The 15,177-nt window shown below is 59.9% G+C and carries 15 protein-coding genes and 1 pseudogene; 4 read left to right on the top strand and 12 right to left on the bottom strand.

Features of this window, described 5'->3' with window-relative positions; translation table 11 throughout:
* Positions 1-20: 20 nt before the first annotated feature.
* The 3 genes and pseudogenes from GM655_RS18640 to GM655_RS23340 form a co-directional block, all read left to right on the top strand.
* On the top strand, positions 21-326 hold the full coding sequence (locus tag GM655_RS18640; protein ID WP_155436184.1) for a DUF6127 family protein: 306 nt from the start codon (positions 21-23) through the stop codon (positions 324-326).
* Positions 323-799, top strand: coding sequence for a hypothetical protein (locus tag GM655_RS18645; protein WP_155436185.1), 477 nt, complete (start codon positions 323-325; stop codon positions 797-799). The genes GM655_RS18640 and GM655_RS18645 overlap by 4 nt, the downstream gene beginning before the upstream one ends.
* Positions 796-924: pseudogene (locus tag GM655_RS23340) on the top strand (lysozyme); the annotation flags it as partial. The gene GM655_RS18645 and the pseudogene GM655_RS23340, both read left to right, overlap by 4 nt.
* Here the strand turns inward: GM655_RS23340 and GM655_RS18650 are convergent.
* From GM655_RS18650 to GM655_RS18665, 4 genes are all read right to left on the bottom strand, one after another.
* Positions 891-1,448, bottom strand: coding sequence for a type I restriction-modification system subunit M N-terminal domain-containing protein (locus GM655_RS18650; protein ID WP_229632639.1), 558 nt, complete (start codon positions 1,446-1,448; stop codon positions 891-893). The pseudogene GM655_RS23340 and the gene GM655_RS18650 overlap by 34 nt on opposite strands.
* 65 nt (positions 1,449-1,513) lie before the next feature.
* Positions 1,514-2,914 carry a DNA-processing protein DprA gene (locus GM655_RS18655; protein WP_155436186.1) on the bottom strand — a complete coding sequence of 467 codons (1,401 nt, stop codon included), beginning with the start codon at positions 2,912-2,914 and terminating at the stop codon, positions 1,514-1,516.
* Positions 2,911-4,989 (bottom strand): RecQ family ATP-dependent DNA helicase, encoded by a 2,079-nt coding sequence (locus GM655_RS18660; protein ID WP_371866889.1) that lies wholly within the window; start codon positions 4,987-4,989, stop codon positions 2,911-2,913. The genes GM655_RS18655 and GM655_RS18660 overlap by 4 nt, the downstream gene beginning before the upstream one ends.
* A 1-nt stretch (position 4,990) precedes the next feature.
* Positions 4,991-5,896, bottom strand: coding sequence for a helix-turn-helix transcriptional regulator (locus GM655_RS18665; protein WP_155436188.1), 906 nt, complete (start codon positions 5,894-5,896; stop codon positions 4,991-4,993).
* Positions 5,897-6,055: 159 nt separating this feature from the next.
* Here GM655_RS18665 and GM655_RS18670 point away from each other — a divergent pair, with 159 nt between their 5' ends.
* Complete coding sequence (locus GM655_RS18670) at positions 6,056-7,933, top strand: ADP-ribosylglycohydrolase family protein (RefSeq protein ID WP_229632640.1); 1,878 nt, start codon at positions 6,056-6,058, stop codon at positions 7,931-7,933.
* A gap of 344 nt (positions 7,934-8,277) precedes the next feature.
* On the opposite strand, the gene GM655_RS18675 is transcribed toward GM655_RS18670, so the two are convergent.
* The 8 genes from GM655_RS18675 to GM655_RS22780 all read right to left on the bottom strand — a co-directional run bounded on the left by GM655_RS18675 (position 8,278) and on the right by GM655_RS22780 (position 14,823).
* Positions 8,278-9,156 carry a plasmid partitioning protein RepB C-terminal domain-containing protein gene (locus GM655_RS18675; RefSeq protein ID WP_155436189.1) on the bottom strand — a complete coding sequence of 293 codons (879 nt, stop codon included), beginning with the start codon at positions 9,154-9,156 and terminating at the stop codon, positions 8,278-8,280.
* Positions 9,153-10,064 (bottom strand): ParB/RepB/Spo0J family partition protein, encoded by a 912-nt coding sequence (locus GM655_RS18680; protein WP_150427978.1) that lies wholly within the window; start codon positions 10,062-10,064, stop codon positions 9,153-9,155. Before GM655_RS18680 ends, GM655_RS18675 begins: the two co-directional genes overlap by 4 nt.
* Positions 10,061-11,626 (bottom strand): recombinase family protein, encoded by a 1,566-nt coding sequence (locus tag GM655_RS18685; protein WP_153169308.1) that lies wholly within the window; start codon positions 11,624-11,626, stop codon positions 10,061-10,063. Before GM655_RS18685 ends, GM655_RS18680 begins: the two co-directional genes overlap by 4 nt.
* A 148-nt stretch (positions 11,627-11,774) precedes the next feature.
* Positions 11,775-12,242, bottom strand: a complete 468-nt coding sequence (locus GM655_RS18690; RefSeq protein ID WP_155436190.1) for a hypothetical protein — start codon at positions 12,240-12,242, stop codon at positions 11,775-11,777.
* Positions 12,243-12,324: 82 nt separating this feature from the next.
* Complete coding sequence (locus GM655_RS18695) at positions 12,325-13,188, bottom strand: nucleotidyl transferase AbiEii/AbiGii toxin family protein (RefSeq protein ID WP_155436191.1); 864 nt, start codon at positions 13,186-13,188, stop codon at positions 12,325-12,327.
* The gene (locus tag GM655_RS18700) at positions 13,185-13,790 is read right to left on the bottom strand and encodes a type IV toxin-antitoxin system AbiEi family antitoxin domain-containing protein (RefSeq protein WP_155436402.1); all 606 of its coding nucleotides are present in this window, start codon (positions 13,788-13,790) and stop codon (positions 13,185-13,187) included. Before GM655_RS18700 ends, GM655_RS18695 begins: the two co-directional genes overlap by 4 nt.
* Before the next feature lie 108 nt (positions 13,791-13,898).
* Positions 13,899-14,477 carry a helix-turn-helix domain-containing protein gene (locus tag GM655_RS23035; protein ID WP_229632641.1) on the bottom strand — a complete coding sequence of 193 codons (579 nt, stop codon included), beginning with the start codon at positions 14,475-14,477 and terminating at the stop codon, positions 13,899-13,901.
* Positions 14,461-14,823 carry a helix-turn-helix transcriptional regulator gene (locus tag GM655_RS22780; protein WP_196308804.1) on the bottom strand — a complete coding sequence of 121 codons (363 nt, stop codon included), beginning with the start codon at positions 14,821-14,823 and terminating at the stop codon, positions 14,461-14,463. The genes GM655_RS23035 and GM655_RS22780 overlap by 17 nt, the downstream gene beginning before the upstream one ends.
* Between the last annotated feature and the right edge of the window lie 354 nt (positions 14,824-15,177).

A 15,177-nucleotide genomic window follows, 5' to 3' on the forward strand; every position in this document is an offset into this window, starting at 1 on the left:
TCGCATTTCTGGAGACCGCAATGACCGAACCCGAACAACAACAGCCTGTGCTCGTCGAGAACATGCTCCTCTTGCGCCGCGAGGACTTCGACGAACTGCTGGACCGCGCCGCTGAGCGCGGAGCCGAGCGTGTCCTGACCCACCTTGGCCTGGAAAACGGCCACGCCGCGCGCGACATCCGCGAACTGCGCGACCTGCTGGAAGCCTGGCGCGATGCTCGCCGCACAGCGTGGCAGACCACCGTCAAGGTCATCACCACCGGCATCCTGGCAGCACTGCTCGTTGGCGCAGCCATCAAGTTGAAACTGATGGGAGGCCCGCAATGATCGAGACCTTGCTCGGTGGTCTCCTCGGAGGGGCCTTCCGTCTCGCACCTGAAATCCTCAAATGGCTCGACCGTAAAGGCGAGCGTGGCCACGAACTGGCGATGCAGGACAAGGCGCTGGAGTTCGAGAAGCTGCGTGGAGCGCAGCGAATGTCGGAAATCGGCGCGGGTGCCGATGCCGCGTGGAACGTCGGCGCCATTGAGACCCTGCGCGAAGCCGTTCGGACTCAAGGCGAGAAAACCGGGGTTCGCTGGGCCGATGCCTTGTCGATCAGCGTGCGCCCCGTCATCACCTACTGGTTCATGGCCTTGTACTGCGCAGCCAAGACGGCGGCATTCGCAGCAGCCGTGACCGCAGGAGCTGGCTGGGGAACGGCCATCCTGCACGCATGGACGGATGCCGATCAGGCGCTGTGGGCAGGAGTGCTGAACTTCTGGTTCCTCGGGCGGGTGTTCGACCGGGTGCGGCCGTGATTGAGGTACCAAAAGCGGCTATCGAGCTGGCCAAGCGCTTTGAGGGATTCGAGCGCAAGGTGAAGCGCGGAATCGAGATCACTGCCGTTCCCTATGTCTGCCCAGCAGGGTTCTGGACGATTGGGTAGAACTCGCCGGCCTTCTTGTTGGTGGCGTCGGCGAACTTCTTGATCAGGTATTCGTAGGCGTCGCCAAGCAGATCCGAGTTGACGTTCTTGTTGCCAAACGGCAGCTTGGAGAAGTGCTCGATCAGGTCCTTGAGCAAGGCATCAGACAGCCGATCCTTGTTCGACCACTGGGCATCGCCGAACACGCCATAAAGGGTGTCGGGGTTGGCCTTCTCAATCTCGCGCATCGCGCGCTGAAGGGCCGTCCCGACATTGCTGGCCTTGGTGCGAACGTCGTTCCAGTGACAGTCTTCCGGGATCTGGAAGCGGTGCGACTCGGGAAACCAGGCCAGCTGCTCATCGCCAGTCTCATCGACGATCTCCTGGTATTCCTCGTCCCAGACATCGCAGATTCGCTTGAAGAACAGCAGCGGGAAGATGTAGGTCTTAAAGTCAGCCGCATCCACCGGGCCGCGCAGGATGTTGGCTGACTCCCAGAGGTGACCTTCGAGCTGGCTGAGTGTGATGTGTTGATCGCTCAAACGCTTGGCCCTTCTATATCAATGCCGTCGCAATGCGACTTGTATGTTTGCTTGGTATTCATTGGTTACTCGAACAGCCGCTTCTGCTTGACGATGTAGCCTGCAGGCTTCTTCTGTTTCTCCAAGACGCCTTCGTCGACCAGACGCTGCAGCCATGCCTTTGCCTGCGCGTTTGAGACGTCCAGCGCCGTAGCCACTTCGGCCTCCTTCATCGGAGTGGACAAAAGCGTCTGGATCGAGGCCCGAACAGCCGAAAAGAGCAACTCGGCTGGAGTCATTTTGGATTGCGGCTGCTCCGTGGTGTCGCCTGTTGGCGTTACCGCGTTTGAGGCGGCTGGCGGCTCTTCGGAATCTACGACGGGCGGTTGCGTATCCGAATCAGCATCGCTAGGAATGAATGGTTCGTTCTCAACCTTGGGCCCCGCCTCGGTGTCGCGTACATCGGGTGCCATTGGCGTGGTGCTGCCGACTGCCGTTCCGTCAAACAGCGAAAAGCCGACCTGTGGAGAGGTCGTTGCCAACGGTGTAGGCACGTTGAATACTTCTTCGAAAGCGTCGACGTCTCGCGGATTTGGCCAAGGCAACGCACCTTTGTTTCTCAGGGCATCTAGTCCGGCGGACGATTCGCCTGTTGATCGAACAAAGACAGGAACGAACTTGAGTTTGTCGAGTTGCTCCACCGCGCCAGCCCAAGTCCCTCCCTTACTCACATCAGAACTCACCACGAGTGAGGCATCGGCCAATGCGTAAATCAGCTTGTTCCGCTGCATCGCATTGCCGACGTTGAAGCCAGCGCTCGGGTCGTAAGGGGAGATCAGAACCAACTGGCCATCAAGCAGCAGGTTGCGGTGCTCGCGGTTCATGGTAGTCTTTTCCAGACTGTCTGCTAGAACTCCGCAGGCCTTCCCACCTGCTTCAAGCGCGCCACGCATGGCTGCCTGATCGATGCCCTTGGCGCCGCCGGAAACCAGTGTGCTGCCAGCCCGAGCAGCCAATCGGCCGATGGTCATGGTGTAGTCAATCAACGCATCGTCTACGTGGCGCGATCCGACGACTGCAAGTCCCCCGGTTTCTAACAACGCCATGTCGCCACAGCCATAGAGCACGGCTGGGGCATCTTCACGAAGACGAGCCTTCAGGCGACGCGGATACTCGACATCGGCACGGCTGACCACCCATATGGCACGTGCTTGCCAGCGTTCAATCACTTGGCTCAGCAAGAATCCGCGCCCCAGCAACCGCTGCAGGCGGCCTTCCTCAATCACCGGCTGGCATGCACGTAGGATCTCGGCCGCATCGGGTGAAACCAGATCAGCGGGCTGATGCTGAATCTCGCGTAAATGACGCGCAAGGCGCTTGTATTCTCCGGGAGAGAGCAGATCGGGCGATGCACTTCCACGTCCGGCAATAAGTGGCGCTGTCAGCAGCAGAATTGCTTGTGTGTTGGGCGAGAGGGCTGGCGTCATTCGTCGTGCCCCGTCTGTGAGAGGGCCATTGGCCACACAGCACCACTGCCGTTCTTGCGGAGGAGCCACGCAGACACTGTCAGCGTCCACCGCGAGTCGACCATGTCGTCAATCAGGAGAACCGGACCGCGCAGGATAGGCTGGCCGTTAAGTGCGAGCGAGCCATCAATATTGCGCGCCTGTTGGGTACTGTTTGCCATCGTTTTCTGTTCGGGTCTTGCGTCCGTTTTTGCGATGACCATATGAAACGGTAAATCCAGCGCAGCAGCCAAGCGCTGAGCGAAGTCCGGCACCAAGTCGGGATGACGAAGCGAAGGAACACAAGTCACCCAGGTTGGGGCTGGTTGCGGATTCCATTCAGCGATCATCTTCACGCACGCAGATATAAGTTCGTCAGAAAAGCGGCCATCGTGGTATTTGCCCTGTCGAACCAAACTGCCCCAGCCGGCATCACCCCAAACGCAGAGTGCTTTGCCGGGTTGTGCCTGATACGGGATAGTGGACGCGGTGTGAATTCCGTACTGCGGCATCCCTCCCGCAGGCCATTTCTTGCGAGGTTCGATAGGCAGGCTTGTGCGACACAGAAATTCCTCGGCTTCCCGAATAAGCAAGTCATCTACTTCTTCTGACAGCGCAGGCAAAGAAGGTGGGCTCACAGTGCTGGAATCGCCATCAAGCGCATTAATTAGAAAGCCCATGTGCTGCCCGAAAGGCCGAGCGACGTACTCCTGCATTTGCTGGAGTTCAGCACGTCTCAATTTGGTGAGCCGGTCTGCTCTTGCCCAAAAACCTTCTCCAAGCTCGGCTGCAGTGAGCTGCCATTTTGTGTTTTGCTTGGCAATCGGTGCTGGCGACTCGAGGGAGAGTGCTGTAATTGTCTTTTCGATGCGCCCTTTGCTCATGTTTACGCAGGTCATGAGTTCAGGTATTGAGAGTCCTTCCGGTGCTTCATTTAGTGCTCCCAGGACATCGTCAACCTCTTGGCGCGTTGGGAAGGCACTACGGATAAACCAATCCGTAATCCCCTCTTCTTCATCGCCGCTCAGGAGCACGCCATATGCAGATCTCAGAGCTCTGCCTGCTCGCCCAACTTGCTGGTAATAGGCGACAACTGAGCCAGGCATCTGAAAATGGATAACGAACGCGAGGTCCGGCTTGTCGTAGCCCATACCCAGTGCGGTGGTCGCCACAAGGGCCTTAACCTGATTTTCTTGCAGCGCCTGCTCCAACTCCTCACGCCGATCACCTGTCTTGCCTGTGTATGCTTCTACAGCAAAGCCCTTGGCCTTGAGCCAATCTGCCAGTTGATTGGCATCGCGAATAGTCAGGGTGTAAATGATGCCGTGACCTGGGAGTGAGTTGAGCTGCTGCGCGATCCATGCCATTCGGACAGCTTGACTTGGCAAGCGCATAGTTTGCAGCGTCAAGGAATCTCGATTCAAGTCACCGCGCAGTACCTTCATATTCGGGCCCAGCACAGCCACAAGATCTTCCATAACCCGGTTGTTTGCAGTTGCCGTTGTTGCCAGCAGGCGCAGATTGGCCGGCAGTGTTCTGGCGATACGCTCAAGCAATCGGTAGTGAGGACGGAAGTCGTGACCCCAATCTGAGATGCAATGGGCCTCATCGATAACCATCAGCGAGATCTGCCCTGCGATTCCCGCCAGCACCTCAGTGTTAAACCAGTCGTTCCCCAGTTTCTCTGGCGCTATCAACAGAATGTCAACTTCATTCCGGCGGAGCTTGGCTTCAACCGCTTTCCACTCATCCTGGTTATCCGAGTTGATCGTGGCGGCGCGAACTCCCATTCGCTCGGCCGCAGCGATCTGGTTCCGCATCAGCGCCAGCAATGGTGAGATCAGCAGCGCGGGGCCCGCTCCAGTCTCCCGCAGCAATTTGGTCGCGATGAAGTAGACAAAGCTCTTGCCCCATCCGGTCTTCTGCACGACCAACAAGCGGCCTTTGCCTTCGACAATGTGGCGAATGGCATCCTCTTGGCCATCACGGAAGGTTGCGTCTGCACGTCCGGAACCGATTCGAAGAAGTTCCAGCGCGCGTCTTGGATCGTAGGCCACGTTATTGTTCTCCCTTGCTTTGGTCGGGCGAGCGATAGCCCGGGGCCAGTACAGCATTTTTGACGCCGTACAGCGCCAGGTGATCTCTTAACCAGAGTCTGAATTCGTGCCCGCGCAGACTGTGATCCGGCGAGCAGTCAACGCTCCACTTGCGCAGGATGTACCCAGCAGTGGCTGCGCGCAGCTTCATCCGTAGCACGCCGTCGTGCATGCCGTAATCCATCTCGGTGATCTCCGGCCGGGGTTGATCCGGGTGCGGCACCAACTCCAGCTCGACGATCCGGGTCCATTGAATGTCTTGATCGCTCATCTCGTGGGGTGCCACTGGCTGCCCTTTGAGTACCGCAGCGCGCTTGATACGGGTGATGACGAAATCCCGGAACTCCTGTGACTTCCGGTCGAAGGCGCGGACGTGCCAACGCAGGCCGTTGTCGATCAGAGCAAACGGCACGATCTCCCGCTCCGTGCGGCCACTGGAGATGGAGTGGTACTCGATGCCGAGCGGACACTCCTGGTGAATCGCCCGGGTCACGCTCGCCAGCACATCCAGATCCGGATACGTGAGCCGTGACGGGCTCTCGCTGGCCACCCACGCCTTGAGCCGCATCGGTTCGCCATCGCCAAAGCCCTGGGTCAGCCACGACAGTACCCGCTCCGGGGGAAAGTCGAATACGGGCCGGAAGTCCAGTCCCAGGACATAGGACTTGCCCTTGGAGTCATAGTCGATGTTGCCCGGGGCCAACTCCTTGTACAGCGCCAGATCCCTGGATGCGGCGGCGGACTGGGTGCCAAACCGCGTGACCAAGTCCTGGCGGCGTATCTCCCCGATGAAGCGCACGCGCAACTCCACGAACGCAAGCCGGTCGCGTTGTGGCTGGGTTAGATCTGCAAGCTGTTCGTTTGACATCCTGGCTGGCTCGTTCGGGTTAGCGAATGCTTGTGTGGGTTATTGCGGAAAGTATATGGTCTGCCCTAGAATCTGTCCATGACTCTATTTTGATTTGAGTATGCGTCGTATTGCGATAACCACAAGCGGCGCGGCGATAAGAGGATTGGTACGGGCGCCATGCAAAATTTCGCAGAGCTTCATCTCAAGCCAGAGACGCTGGCACATTACGGGTTGCCGGACATCTCGTATCCCATCCCAGCAGCCGATCTAAAGTCAGCCGCGCTCGACAATGGGGACCTGCCGCTGGCGGTGATGCTGCATGGCCTACAACAGCGCAGCCGGGATGGGGAGGCCGAATGGCAGCAGGCCGAACCCGGAATGGATCGACTTGCCGAGTTGTTGGCGCCCGCCGATGCCCGCGACGTCATTTCAGCGGCCGGTGACCACTGGTGGCTCGAGGTCGGGCACGTGGACCTCGGCGGCAAACTCGTCACCATCCAACGTGGCGATGCTCTGATCGCTGCTATCACCGCCCGGGACGATGGACGCTTGCGGGTGGCCGTGTTTCGCCCGTTGGACGCCAAGAGCGCGGAATACCTGATCGGGCTGGGGCAAGTGCCTCACCCTGAGCACGGTGTCTGCATGCGCGAGAACAACTGGGAGTACGCGCTCGACTGCTCTGCCGGCAACGGCAACCACTACGCCGCCGAGTGGGGCGAGGCCTACCTGTCCTACTGGGAGAAAGGTCTGGGCATCAGTTGGGACGGCTCCGATGTGCCCGAGTGGCGCAAGCAGCTGGACCTTGTCGCCCGACCCGCCGTCCGTGTAGTCGCAGAGTTGGGCGTCTACTACACATTGTCCGGCCATGAGGACGAGGAGCCTGTTGCCGATGCGGGCGCGGCGGAAGAATTCGAGACACCGACACCTCCGGCCTGGCGCAGCAAGCGCCAGCATAAACGCACGGTCCAGGGGCGGTTTCTGGGCTGCCTACTCGGTGGCGCAGTCGGAGATGCGCTGGGCGCACCGGTTGAGTTCATGAAGCGCGCCGAGATTCTCCGTCGCTTCGGCCCGAAGGGAATCACCCAGTACGCACCGGCTTATGGCGGCATGGGAACGATCACCGACGACACGCAGATGACCTTGTTCACCGCCGAGGGGTTGATCCGAGGCTGGGTGCGCGGCTGCTTCAAAGGCATCACGACCTATTCCGGGGTCACGGCGCACGCCTATTTGCGCTGGCTGCAAACCCAGGGCGAACGCCCGACATGCGACATCGACTTCGGCACCGATGAGCCTGGCTGGCTGTTTCAGCAGCGTCAGCTGCACAGTCGTCGCGCACCGGGCAACACCTGCCTATCGGCCCTGCGGGTAATGAACTCGCTCGGGGAGCCGGCCCGCAACGACAGCAAGGGCTGCGGCGGCGTCATGCGCGTCGCACCGGTCGGGTTGTTCGCATGGCGCTTGCGTCAGTACGAATCTCCCCAAGACGCCTTCCGGCTCGGTACCGAATTGGCTGCGCTGACCCATGGGCACCCAACCGGAGCCCTGACCGGTGGTGTGCTGGCGGTGCTGATCCTGGCGCTGACCGATGGCGCGTCGCTACGCGAGGCATTGGCCACCGCAAAACTCCTCCTGCGAGCCGAGCCCGGCCACGAAGAGACGCTGCGGGCAATCGAGATGGCTGAGGAGTTGGCCGATGCCGGTTTGCCACATGAAGAAGCCATAGCCCGGCAGGGTCAGGGCTGGATCGCCGAGGAGGCTCTGGCTATTTCCATCTATTGCGCACTGGTCGCCCGCAATTTCAAACACGGCGTGATCTTGGCCGTGAACCACGATGGCGATTCCGACTCGACCGGAGCGATCGTCGGCAACCTGCTGGGCGCGATGCACGGCGTGAAGGCGATCCCTGCCGAGTGGCTGGAGCCGCTGGAACTGCGCGACGTCATCACCGAATTGGCGGAAGACCTCTACGCATTCAAAAATTGGGCGATTGGCGAGTACAGCGACAACGAAGAGCTGAACCAGCGGATCTGGCAGAAGTACCCAGGGTTTTGATCGATAGTAAGCAAAAATCGTCGAAGCCTTGTTTCTGGGACAAGACGGTTCATTTGCTTCAGCAAGCGAGCACTGTTTAGGTCTATTGCTCCGCCACGAAGACTGGGTCGCCACAAAATGAAAAAGGTGCCGCTGTTCGCCCAGTCGCAGAGCCCGATGCGCGGGGGCAGGCCAGCGGCAAGCCTATCGGTCACCGCCCTTGATCACGGAGGGAAGCAAAAACTCCGTTGTGGGGCGATGACCCTGATACTTCCAGATTGTTAAAGAACCGTGGGCCGCCCGCGTGGACGCCGTCACGACCTTCCTGTGGAAGGATTTCGCTCACTACGCCGATTGCGCGCCGCTTATTTGTCCAGCGCCACCATACGAACGATGCTGTCGAACTCGTTCAGCACGTCGGGGTGGTTCCTGGTCAGGTGACGCAAGATGGCTTCGTTCGCCATCAACTTGGCGAGATAGCCCTTGGCCAGCACCAAGTTGAGGATGTCCTGACCGTAGGTTTGCTCGGCGAGCTTGAACTGCTCTTGGAGGTTGCCCATCTCCCTCTCCATCTTGGCCATCTGGTCGGCGCTGACGCCGGTCATCTTCTTGGGCTTGGTCTCACCGACGAGCAAGTTGCTGGGTGTCGCCGCAACCAAGGCTTGGGCATAGGCGACCGTGATGTTGTTGGCGCTGACCATCAGTTCGACGCACTCCACCTGACGCGTCGGCTTGAGCTTGCGCAGGACCGCACCAAGGTTTGCCGAAAACGTCTGGTCGCGCAGCAACTCGGCGGCCTCCGGGCAGATCCCCTCCAGTAGGTTTAGCTTCTTGATGATGTGGCTGATGTCCACGTCCAAGGCCTTCGCCAGCTTTTCCGGGGTGACGCCCCGTTCGACAGCGCGACGGATCATGAGGTGCTCCTGAATGCTGGAGAGGCGATTGATCCGGTTGTTGTAGGTGTAGCTTTCGTCATCGGTGGCCACCAGGCAGGGAGCCTTGTCGAAGCCCAGCTGTTTCAGCGCGACCAGTCGTGTGTGCCCGTCCAGCAAGATGTGCTGCCCCTCGCGGTTGGGCTTTCCCACCGAGAGGGGTTCGATCAGCCCGACCGACTCGATAGATGCGGTGATCTGCTTGAATTTCCGTGAGGCAAGCAAACCTTCTGGCGTCTTGCGCGAAGGCAGGACGGACGAGAGGGACAAAATCAACGGTTCCGGCACGAAGCCCAGGGGCGGTTTGCTCATGCGCCGCTCCCTCGGGCCCAGACCCGCTCCGCCAGATACTGGGGCAGTGTGTCCAGCCCCTCCGCACGTAGCAGGGTGGTGAAATTCTCGTCGGCCAGCAGTTGGCGCAGGGCCCCGACAATGAACAGCAAGTTGCGTTGAGCGGTCTCTGCTTTCCTGACCAGCAGCTTCTGTCGCTCGACTTCCCGCTGGTAGTTCCTCACCAGGCTGGACGTGGTGACATCCTCATTGGTCTTGCGGGAGGTCATCCTGCCGCCGATGGACTTGCCTTGGGTGCGGCGACGTTCGATCACACGACGGGCTTGGATCAACTGGCTGCCACGCAGCTTTCCGGTTTCGTAGGCATCTTGCAATGCGGCTTGAATGGCTTTCTCGTCGCTGCCCGCGCCAGCGATGGTGATCGCCGCGTTGAGAGGGATGCGCCCGCTGCCGACGGCCATCAGCAGTCGCTGTTCACCGTTCTGCAGCAACTGCAGGATGCCCTGCACGTACTCCGGACTCAGGCCTGTCTTTTGGGCAATGGATTTCTTGTCATAGCCCTGATCCCGCAGCTGCTCGATGCCGGACAGCAATTCCAACGGGCTGAACTTTCGTCGGGCGATGTTCTCGGTGAGGCTCATGATGAAGGCCGATTCGTCATCGACGTTAATCACCATTGCCGGGATCTCTTGATGCCCGAGCGTCTTGAAGGCTTTGAACCGCCCCTCGCCGCAGATGAGGAGATAGTGCTCGCCATTGCTCCCTGGACGCGGCGTCACGATGATGGGCTTTTTCAGGCCAATGTTCTGGATGTTGCCGACGATCTGCTCGAAGACCCGGCTGTTGCGCTCGCGGGGGTTGAGAACCTCAATCCGGTTGAGCGGAATCATCCGCAACTCCGAATGCCGATGTTCTTTGTCTTGACTCATGCGGCCCTCCGTATGCGGATACGCCGCGCCATGCCGTAGAGGTAGTCCAGGCTGTCGAAGCGATAGCACTCAAACTCGATGCCGTTGTGGTCGGCCAAATGGATGCGTGCCTGACCGAAGTCCAGTCGCGGCAGCAGGTAGTAGTCCAAGGCAGCCTGGTTGCTGTCGTCCAGCCGCACGGCCACCGTGATGTCGGGCGCGAGGCTGGTGTCGAAGCGCACCTTCCAGCGCCGTCGCCCGTTGTCGAGCAATTGGCACCGCGCCAGCACCAGTGAAACGGTGAACTCGCGATTCACGGTGAGAAGGTCGGTGGCCGGGTCACGTTCGACGTTGCCGCCGACCTCGGCAATCGTGCGTTCGGTCTGGCTGACGATCTCTGGATGCAGTCTGCGCAGAAACTGATTCACCTCCAGATACTGGTAGTCGCGATCCGGAGTGAAGCCCACCGCCTGGTAGGCGCGAACCAAACTGCCGAATCGATGTGCATAGGCCGCCGCAGACGGCATGCCATCTGCCTCATCGATGATCAGGCCGGAGAGGTACCCGTGGCGCTGGTACAGATTGCGCAGCTTCTCGATCAACTCCTCGTCGCTGTAGCGATGTGCCCTTGCGCGCAAGATGCCCTGCGCCGTGTAGAAGAGCTCTGGTGGCACGATGCCCTCGAACGCACCTTCCTTCTTGATCCACATGTCGGGGCTGTTAACCACTCGGTGCTTCTTGAGCTTGAAAGATCGACGGTTGTAGATGTTGTTGCCGATGTATTTCTCGTTGGACAGCACCTCGCGGACCGTTGCGCGTGTCCAATCCCGCCCAAGGTCAGTACGCGTTCCTTGTGCGTTCAGCCGTTCGGCGATGTCCAGCTCCGTCAGGTTGTCGGTGACAAACCAGCGGTAGATCTGATTGACCACGGCGACCTCATCATCCGGTCCCGGCTGAAGAATGACACGGTCGGTTTGCAGGCTCTTGTGCTCGCCGCGAGCCAATTCACCTTTGAGCGTGCCGGACTGATCGATCAGCACACGTCGCAGCCCATAGCCAGCCGGGCCACCCTGGCGGAAACCCAACTCGATCAGGCGGCACTGCCCGGCAAACACCTTGGCCGACAACTCCCGGCTGTATTCGCCAGCCATCGCACGCTTGACGCCCTTGACGATGGTCGACACAGGCGAGCCGTCGTTTTCGAACTGCTCTGCGCAGTACGCGACCTGGATTCCGGCGCGGCGGCAAATGTATTCGTAATAGGCGCTCTCATCGGCATCCTGAAACCGGCCCCAGCGGCTGACGTCGTAGACGAGAATGATCTGGAAGTCCGCGATGCCTGCCTCGACGTCCTTGATCAGTTGCTGCAGCGCTCGCCGCCCATCGATGCGCAAGCCGCTCTTGCCCTCGTCGGCATAGGTGCGAACGATTTCGATGTTGCGCCGAGCCGCGTACTCGCGGATCTTGTCGGCTTGGTTTTCCGTCGAATACTGCTGGTGCTCGGTCGACATCCGCACGTACTCGGCGGCTCGAAATGTCGGTGGCTGATCCGCCCCCGGAATGGAGAACTCTTCTGCCTGCATAGACCCGATCACTTTATGTTGTGTGAACTCGCTCTCGGGCCTGCCTTTCACCTCATTGGCATACACGTGGCCTGCAATGCGCGGCCGGAATGCACATGGTTGAAATTGTTGCCATCCAGGATGATCGAGAGCCCATTTGGGCTTGAAGTTAAGGCTGGTTTCCCTGGGTGTCGATCAAGTCATCTCTTGACGCATCCATCTTGCATTCGCAGGTTTCACACAGCAGCGTGATTTCAACTACCCAAGAGCCCGGTGTTCCATTGGGAAACTCCGGACGTCTTGTGATCCGGTAGATACCGGAAGGCAGCGCTGACACGTCCATCTTTACCGGATCGATGACTTGCTGCCGATGGGCGGTGGTAGGTTGCGCCCCTTGATCGCCGTTGACCTGTTGTGCGTCTCGGTGATTGCGCCAATAGTCGTGATTGCGCTGTGACCACGCGCGCTGGGCCGCCTGCTGATTGATGCGGTAGTCAGGATCGGATTGGAGTTTTGCCCGCTGCCAGTCGCGCTTACGAGCCCGCTGGCATTCAGGGGCAGAGCAGAAGGCTTGGTCGGGAACCTGTGGGCGGGGTTCGAAGGGTTGGCCGCAGTGCGCGCAAAGTCGAGTAGTCATCGTGGTCTCCATGCAAAGTCCGCATGGAGACCGCCACTGACCGTGGCGAAGGGCGCGAAGCGGCTGCCCTATGAAGGGATATTCAACGAGCGACGGTGTTCAACGCGGGTGCCAATGCCACGCTCAAGCGGCCAACGATGGCGGGCAAGGGTTCTTGCGGAAGTTCGTTCTTCTTGAGAAATGCCAGCCACAGCGCCTGGCGCGAAGCGTCGTGCGCAAACTCGTCCGTCAGGCCGACTGGCAGCGCGTCAGGAACCGCCATGCCGCGTCTTTCGAATGTGGCCTTGATCGCTTGGGCCAGCAGATCAGTGTCCAGAGTTTCTCGTTCCAACAGCACCGACAGATCGAAGTAGTCCTTCAGGCGGCTGTTGGTCATACCCAGCAATGCGATGGCGTGGAGCTTTTCCGCGATGACGGTGTACGTTGGGTAGGCCCGCAGTCGTGGCGCGGGCATTTCCTCCAGCAGTACAGGGTAGACCGAATCAACAGGCGCTGGGGTGACGGCGTCGCCGAAGCCGACATCGATTTGGGTCTTGCAGCGTGCTCTGGCCAGATCGCCTGCAATCATCACGCGAACGCCGCCGTAGCCAGCTTCCTTGCGGATCTCCTCGACCGTGACGGAGGCTGGGTCGAACACGATGCCGTCGTCGACCGATACTGCTGCGATGTCCCGGAATACTTGGGCCACTGACTCCAGATCGCTGGCACCGAAGCCCAAGAGGTCGGCATCGCGTGTGGCCCGGTGTGGCATGTCGTACCAGAGCGTGAACAGCAGCGCACCTTTGAGCAGAAAGCGGTCCGCGTGCGGCGACTGGGTCAGCCGGTAGAGGATGCGCTCCAAGGCGAAGCGCACCAGCACCTGATTGAAATCGACGCCTTGCGCCTTGGCGACATTGAGCAGACGCGCACGGACGGATGCCGCGACATTTGGGGTAGCCGCACTCATCCGACACTCTCCAGATAGGGTCGCATCACATTGGCCACGCGGCATATCTTGGCGAAACGCCAGATGTCGTCGACTGAGGCTTTGCTGCGCGCCCGGGCGTCCTTCAGCGCCTCAAGCGCCACATCCAGCCCGATCTTGTTGCGGTGCTTGAAGCAGTCCGCCACGGTCTTGGCCACGCCGTACACCCGGAGCCTGACACCGTCGCGTTCGACTTCCTCAATCCCTGCCGAGTAGGCATCACCCGTGAACTGCACCATCTTGACGGGCGGGTAGTCGACCCGGGGCGGGTGGCTGCCCCGAGGCATCGCGATCCAGATCTGACGCGGCAGCTGTGTGGTCAGCTCATGAAACTGCAGCGCCGTAAGCAGGCAGAACACCGCTTGAGGTACCTTGGTGGCGATGGTGCCAAGGCTCTCGAATTCCGAAACCTGTGCATCCGGCAGACGGTACAGGCCACGCCCCACCTTCTCTAGTAGACCCGCAGCGGTCAGGCGCGTCAGAACGACCCGAGGCGCACTGATGGCGTCCAGATCGCTGGCGCGCAGTAGCCCCTTCTGGCTCGCCAGGTCGAGGACGCGCTGAGTGTGGGTACTGGAGAGCATGGGTGGAGTATGTTCCATATTTTCGTCTAAAGCAACAATTCGACGAAAACTAGGAACATGCAACGGAAATCCTCGACCTGTAGGTGCGGCGGCCAACCTCACTCCCCTTCACTCAGATGGCAGGTGAGTGCCCCCTTGTTCTTTGACCTCAATGCCCCTGTCGACCGGGTATCGACAGGGGCGCAAGTGATGCATCTCCCAGAGGAATATTTCCTCTATGCTGAAGCGGATGACATCACCGTTTGCGATCCGGTAGAAAGGAATGCCGAGCCGCAGGCGTTCCAGATTCTGGTGAATCCAGTAACCGGGCAATCCAGTGATGTCGACCACGTCCTTGGCGGAGTAAAAAACCTGATCGCGGCGTGTGGCCCGCTTCTGCATCATCTGCTTGATGGCGTCTTCTCGTGCCGTCGGGGAGGATTCGGACAACTGGCGTCCGGCAGGGGATTTCCAAGTGACACGAGCCTTGCGCTCGAAGGCTTCAACCTCCATCAGAAGGTAACGGACAGATCTGTTGAGGTGCCAGGCGGGCGGGCCGATTCCTTCCGAGCGCCACTTTTGCAGCGTCTTGGGTGAGAGATTCCACCTCGAGGACAACTGGTTTTCATCGAGGACCGGATACGTGATGACTGGCTCATCCGGGCTGGGCGCAACGCCCTGCTTGTTGGCATCAACCTTGGGTTTCATCACGCACCTCCGTCAGCGCGGCCTCGGCCGCTTCAAGACTGCCGTACTGCGCGATGAGTGCGAAGGCCTCGCTCAAGTAGTACCGCTTTGGTTCGGGGGCGGCGGGCGCGGGAGATTCGACAACGGGCTGCGAGTCGCACAAGGATGGCAACGGCGCTTCGTTGGACATGCCCTGGCGGATTGCCTGCTCATAGGTGACGATCTCATCGACTGGATAGCGGACGGCCTTTGAGAGCTTGATGTACGGCGGGCCGCGTTCTTCACTGCGCCAGCGTTGTAGAGTCTTGATGCTGACGTTCCACCGATGTGCAAGCTCCGTTTCGGTGAAGGCGGGTTCGGTTTGCATGGCATCTCCTTTCGTCGTTCGTGCCGGGCATTACGGCGACAAACGAGAGGAAAGCCAAGTTGCGGCCCCGAGATTCCCCAGCAGTTGTGGCACCTGCGAGTGCCAATCGGCCTCTCTGAACTTACAATCATGGGCATGTGCGGTTGCGCGAAATCCTTCCCCGGAATCGCGCGAGGGTCTCAAGGCTTCCGACCGGGGCTGAGAGACTGCTGATATGTGGGTTTGGTTTTCTGTTAAACTACACCACCAAGAACATCCCTCACGCAACGCCCACTCATGCAAGTGGGCGTTTTGCATTGGGGACGCAGTCCTTGGCTCCGGCCCATTTGCGGCACAAAACAACATCGCCGCTCG

Source organism: Pseudoduganella danionis (assembly GCF_009720775.1).
In the GTDB taxonomy this organism is placed as follows: Bacteria; Pseudomonadota; Gammaproteobacteria; order Burkholderiales; family Burkholderiaceae_D; genus Rugamonas; species Rugamonas danionis.

Coding starts and splice junctions, on each gene's coding strand:
- GM655_RS18645 (WP_155436185.1), top strand. CDS start 323: ATGATCGAGACCTTGCTCGGTGGTCTCCTCGGAGGGGCCTTCCGTCTC.
- GM655_RS18690 (WP_155436190.1), bottom strand. CDS start 12,242: ATGACTACTCGACTTTGCGCGCACTGCGGCCAACCCTTCGAACCCCGC.
- GM655_RS18680 (WP_150427978.1), bottom strand. CDS start 10,064: ATGAGTCAAGACAAAGAACATCGGCATTCGGAGTTGCGGATGATTCCG.
- GM655_RS18665 (WP_155436188.1), bottom strand. CDS start 5,896: ATGTCAAACGAACAGCTTGCAGATCTAACCCAGCCACAACGCGACCGG.
- GM655_RS18695 (WP_155436191.1), bottom strand. CDS start 13,188: ATGAGTGCGGCTACCCCAAATGTCGCGGCATCCGTCCGTGCGCGTCTG.
- GM655_RS18655 (WP_155436186.1), bottom strand. CDS start 2,914: ATGACGCCAGCCCTCTCGCCCAACACACAAGCAATTCTGCTGCTGACA.
- GM655_RS18685 (WP_153169308.1), bottom strand. CDS start 11,626: ATGCAGGCAGAAGAGTTCTCCATTCCGGGGGCGGATCAGCCACCGACA.
- GM655_RS18670 (WP_229632640.1), top strand. CDS start 6,056: ATGCAAAATTTCGCAGAGCTTCATCTCAAGCCAGAGACGCTGGCACAT.
- GM655_RS18700 (WP_155436402.1), bottom strand. CDS start 13,790: ATGCTCTCCAGTACCCACACTCAGCGCGTCCTCGACCTGGCGAGCCAG.
- GM655_RS22780 (WP_196308804.1), bottom strand. CDS start 14,823: ATGCAAACCGAACCCGCCTTCACCGAAACGGAGCTTGCACATCGGTGG.
- GM655_RS23035 (WP_229632641.1), bottom strand. CDS start 14,477: ATGAAACCCAAGGTTGATGCCAACAAGCAGGGCGTTGCGCCCAGCCCG.
- GM655_RS18640 (WP_155436184.1), top strand. CDS start 21: ATGACCGAACCCGAACAACAACAGCCTGTGCTCGTCGAGAACATGCTC.
- GM655_RS18675 (WP_155436189.1), bottom strand. CDS start 9,156: ATGAGCAAACCGCCCCTGGGCTTCGTGCCGGAACCGTTGATTTTGTCC.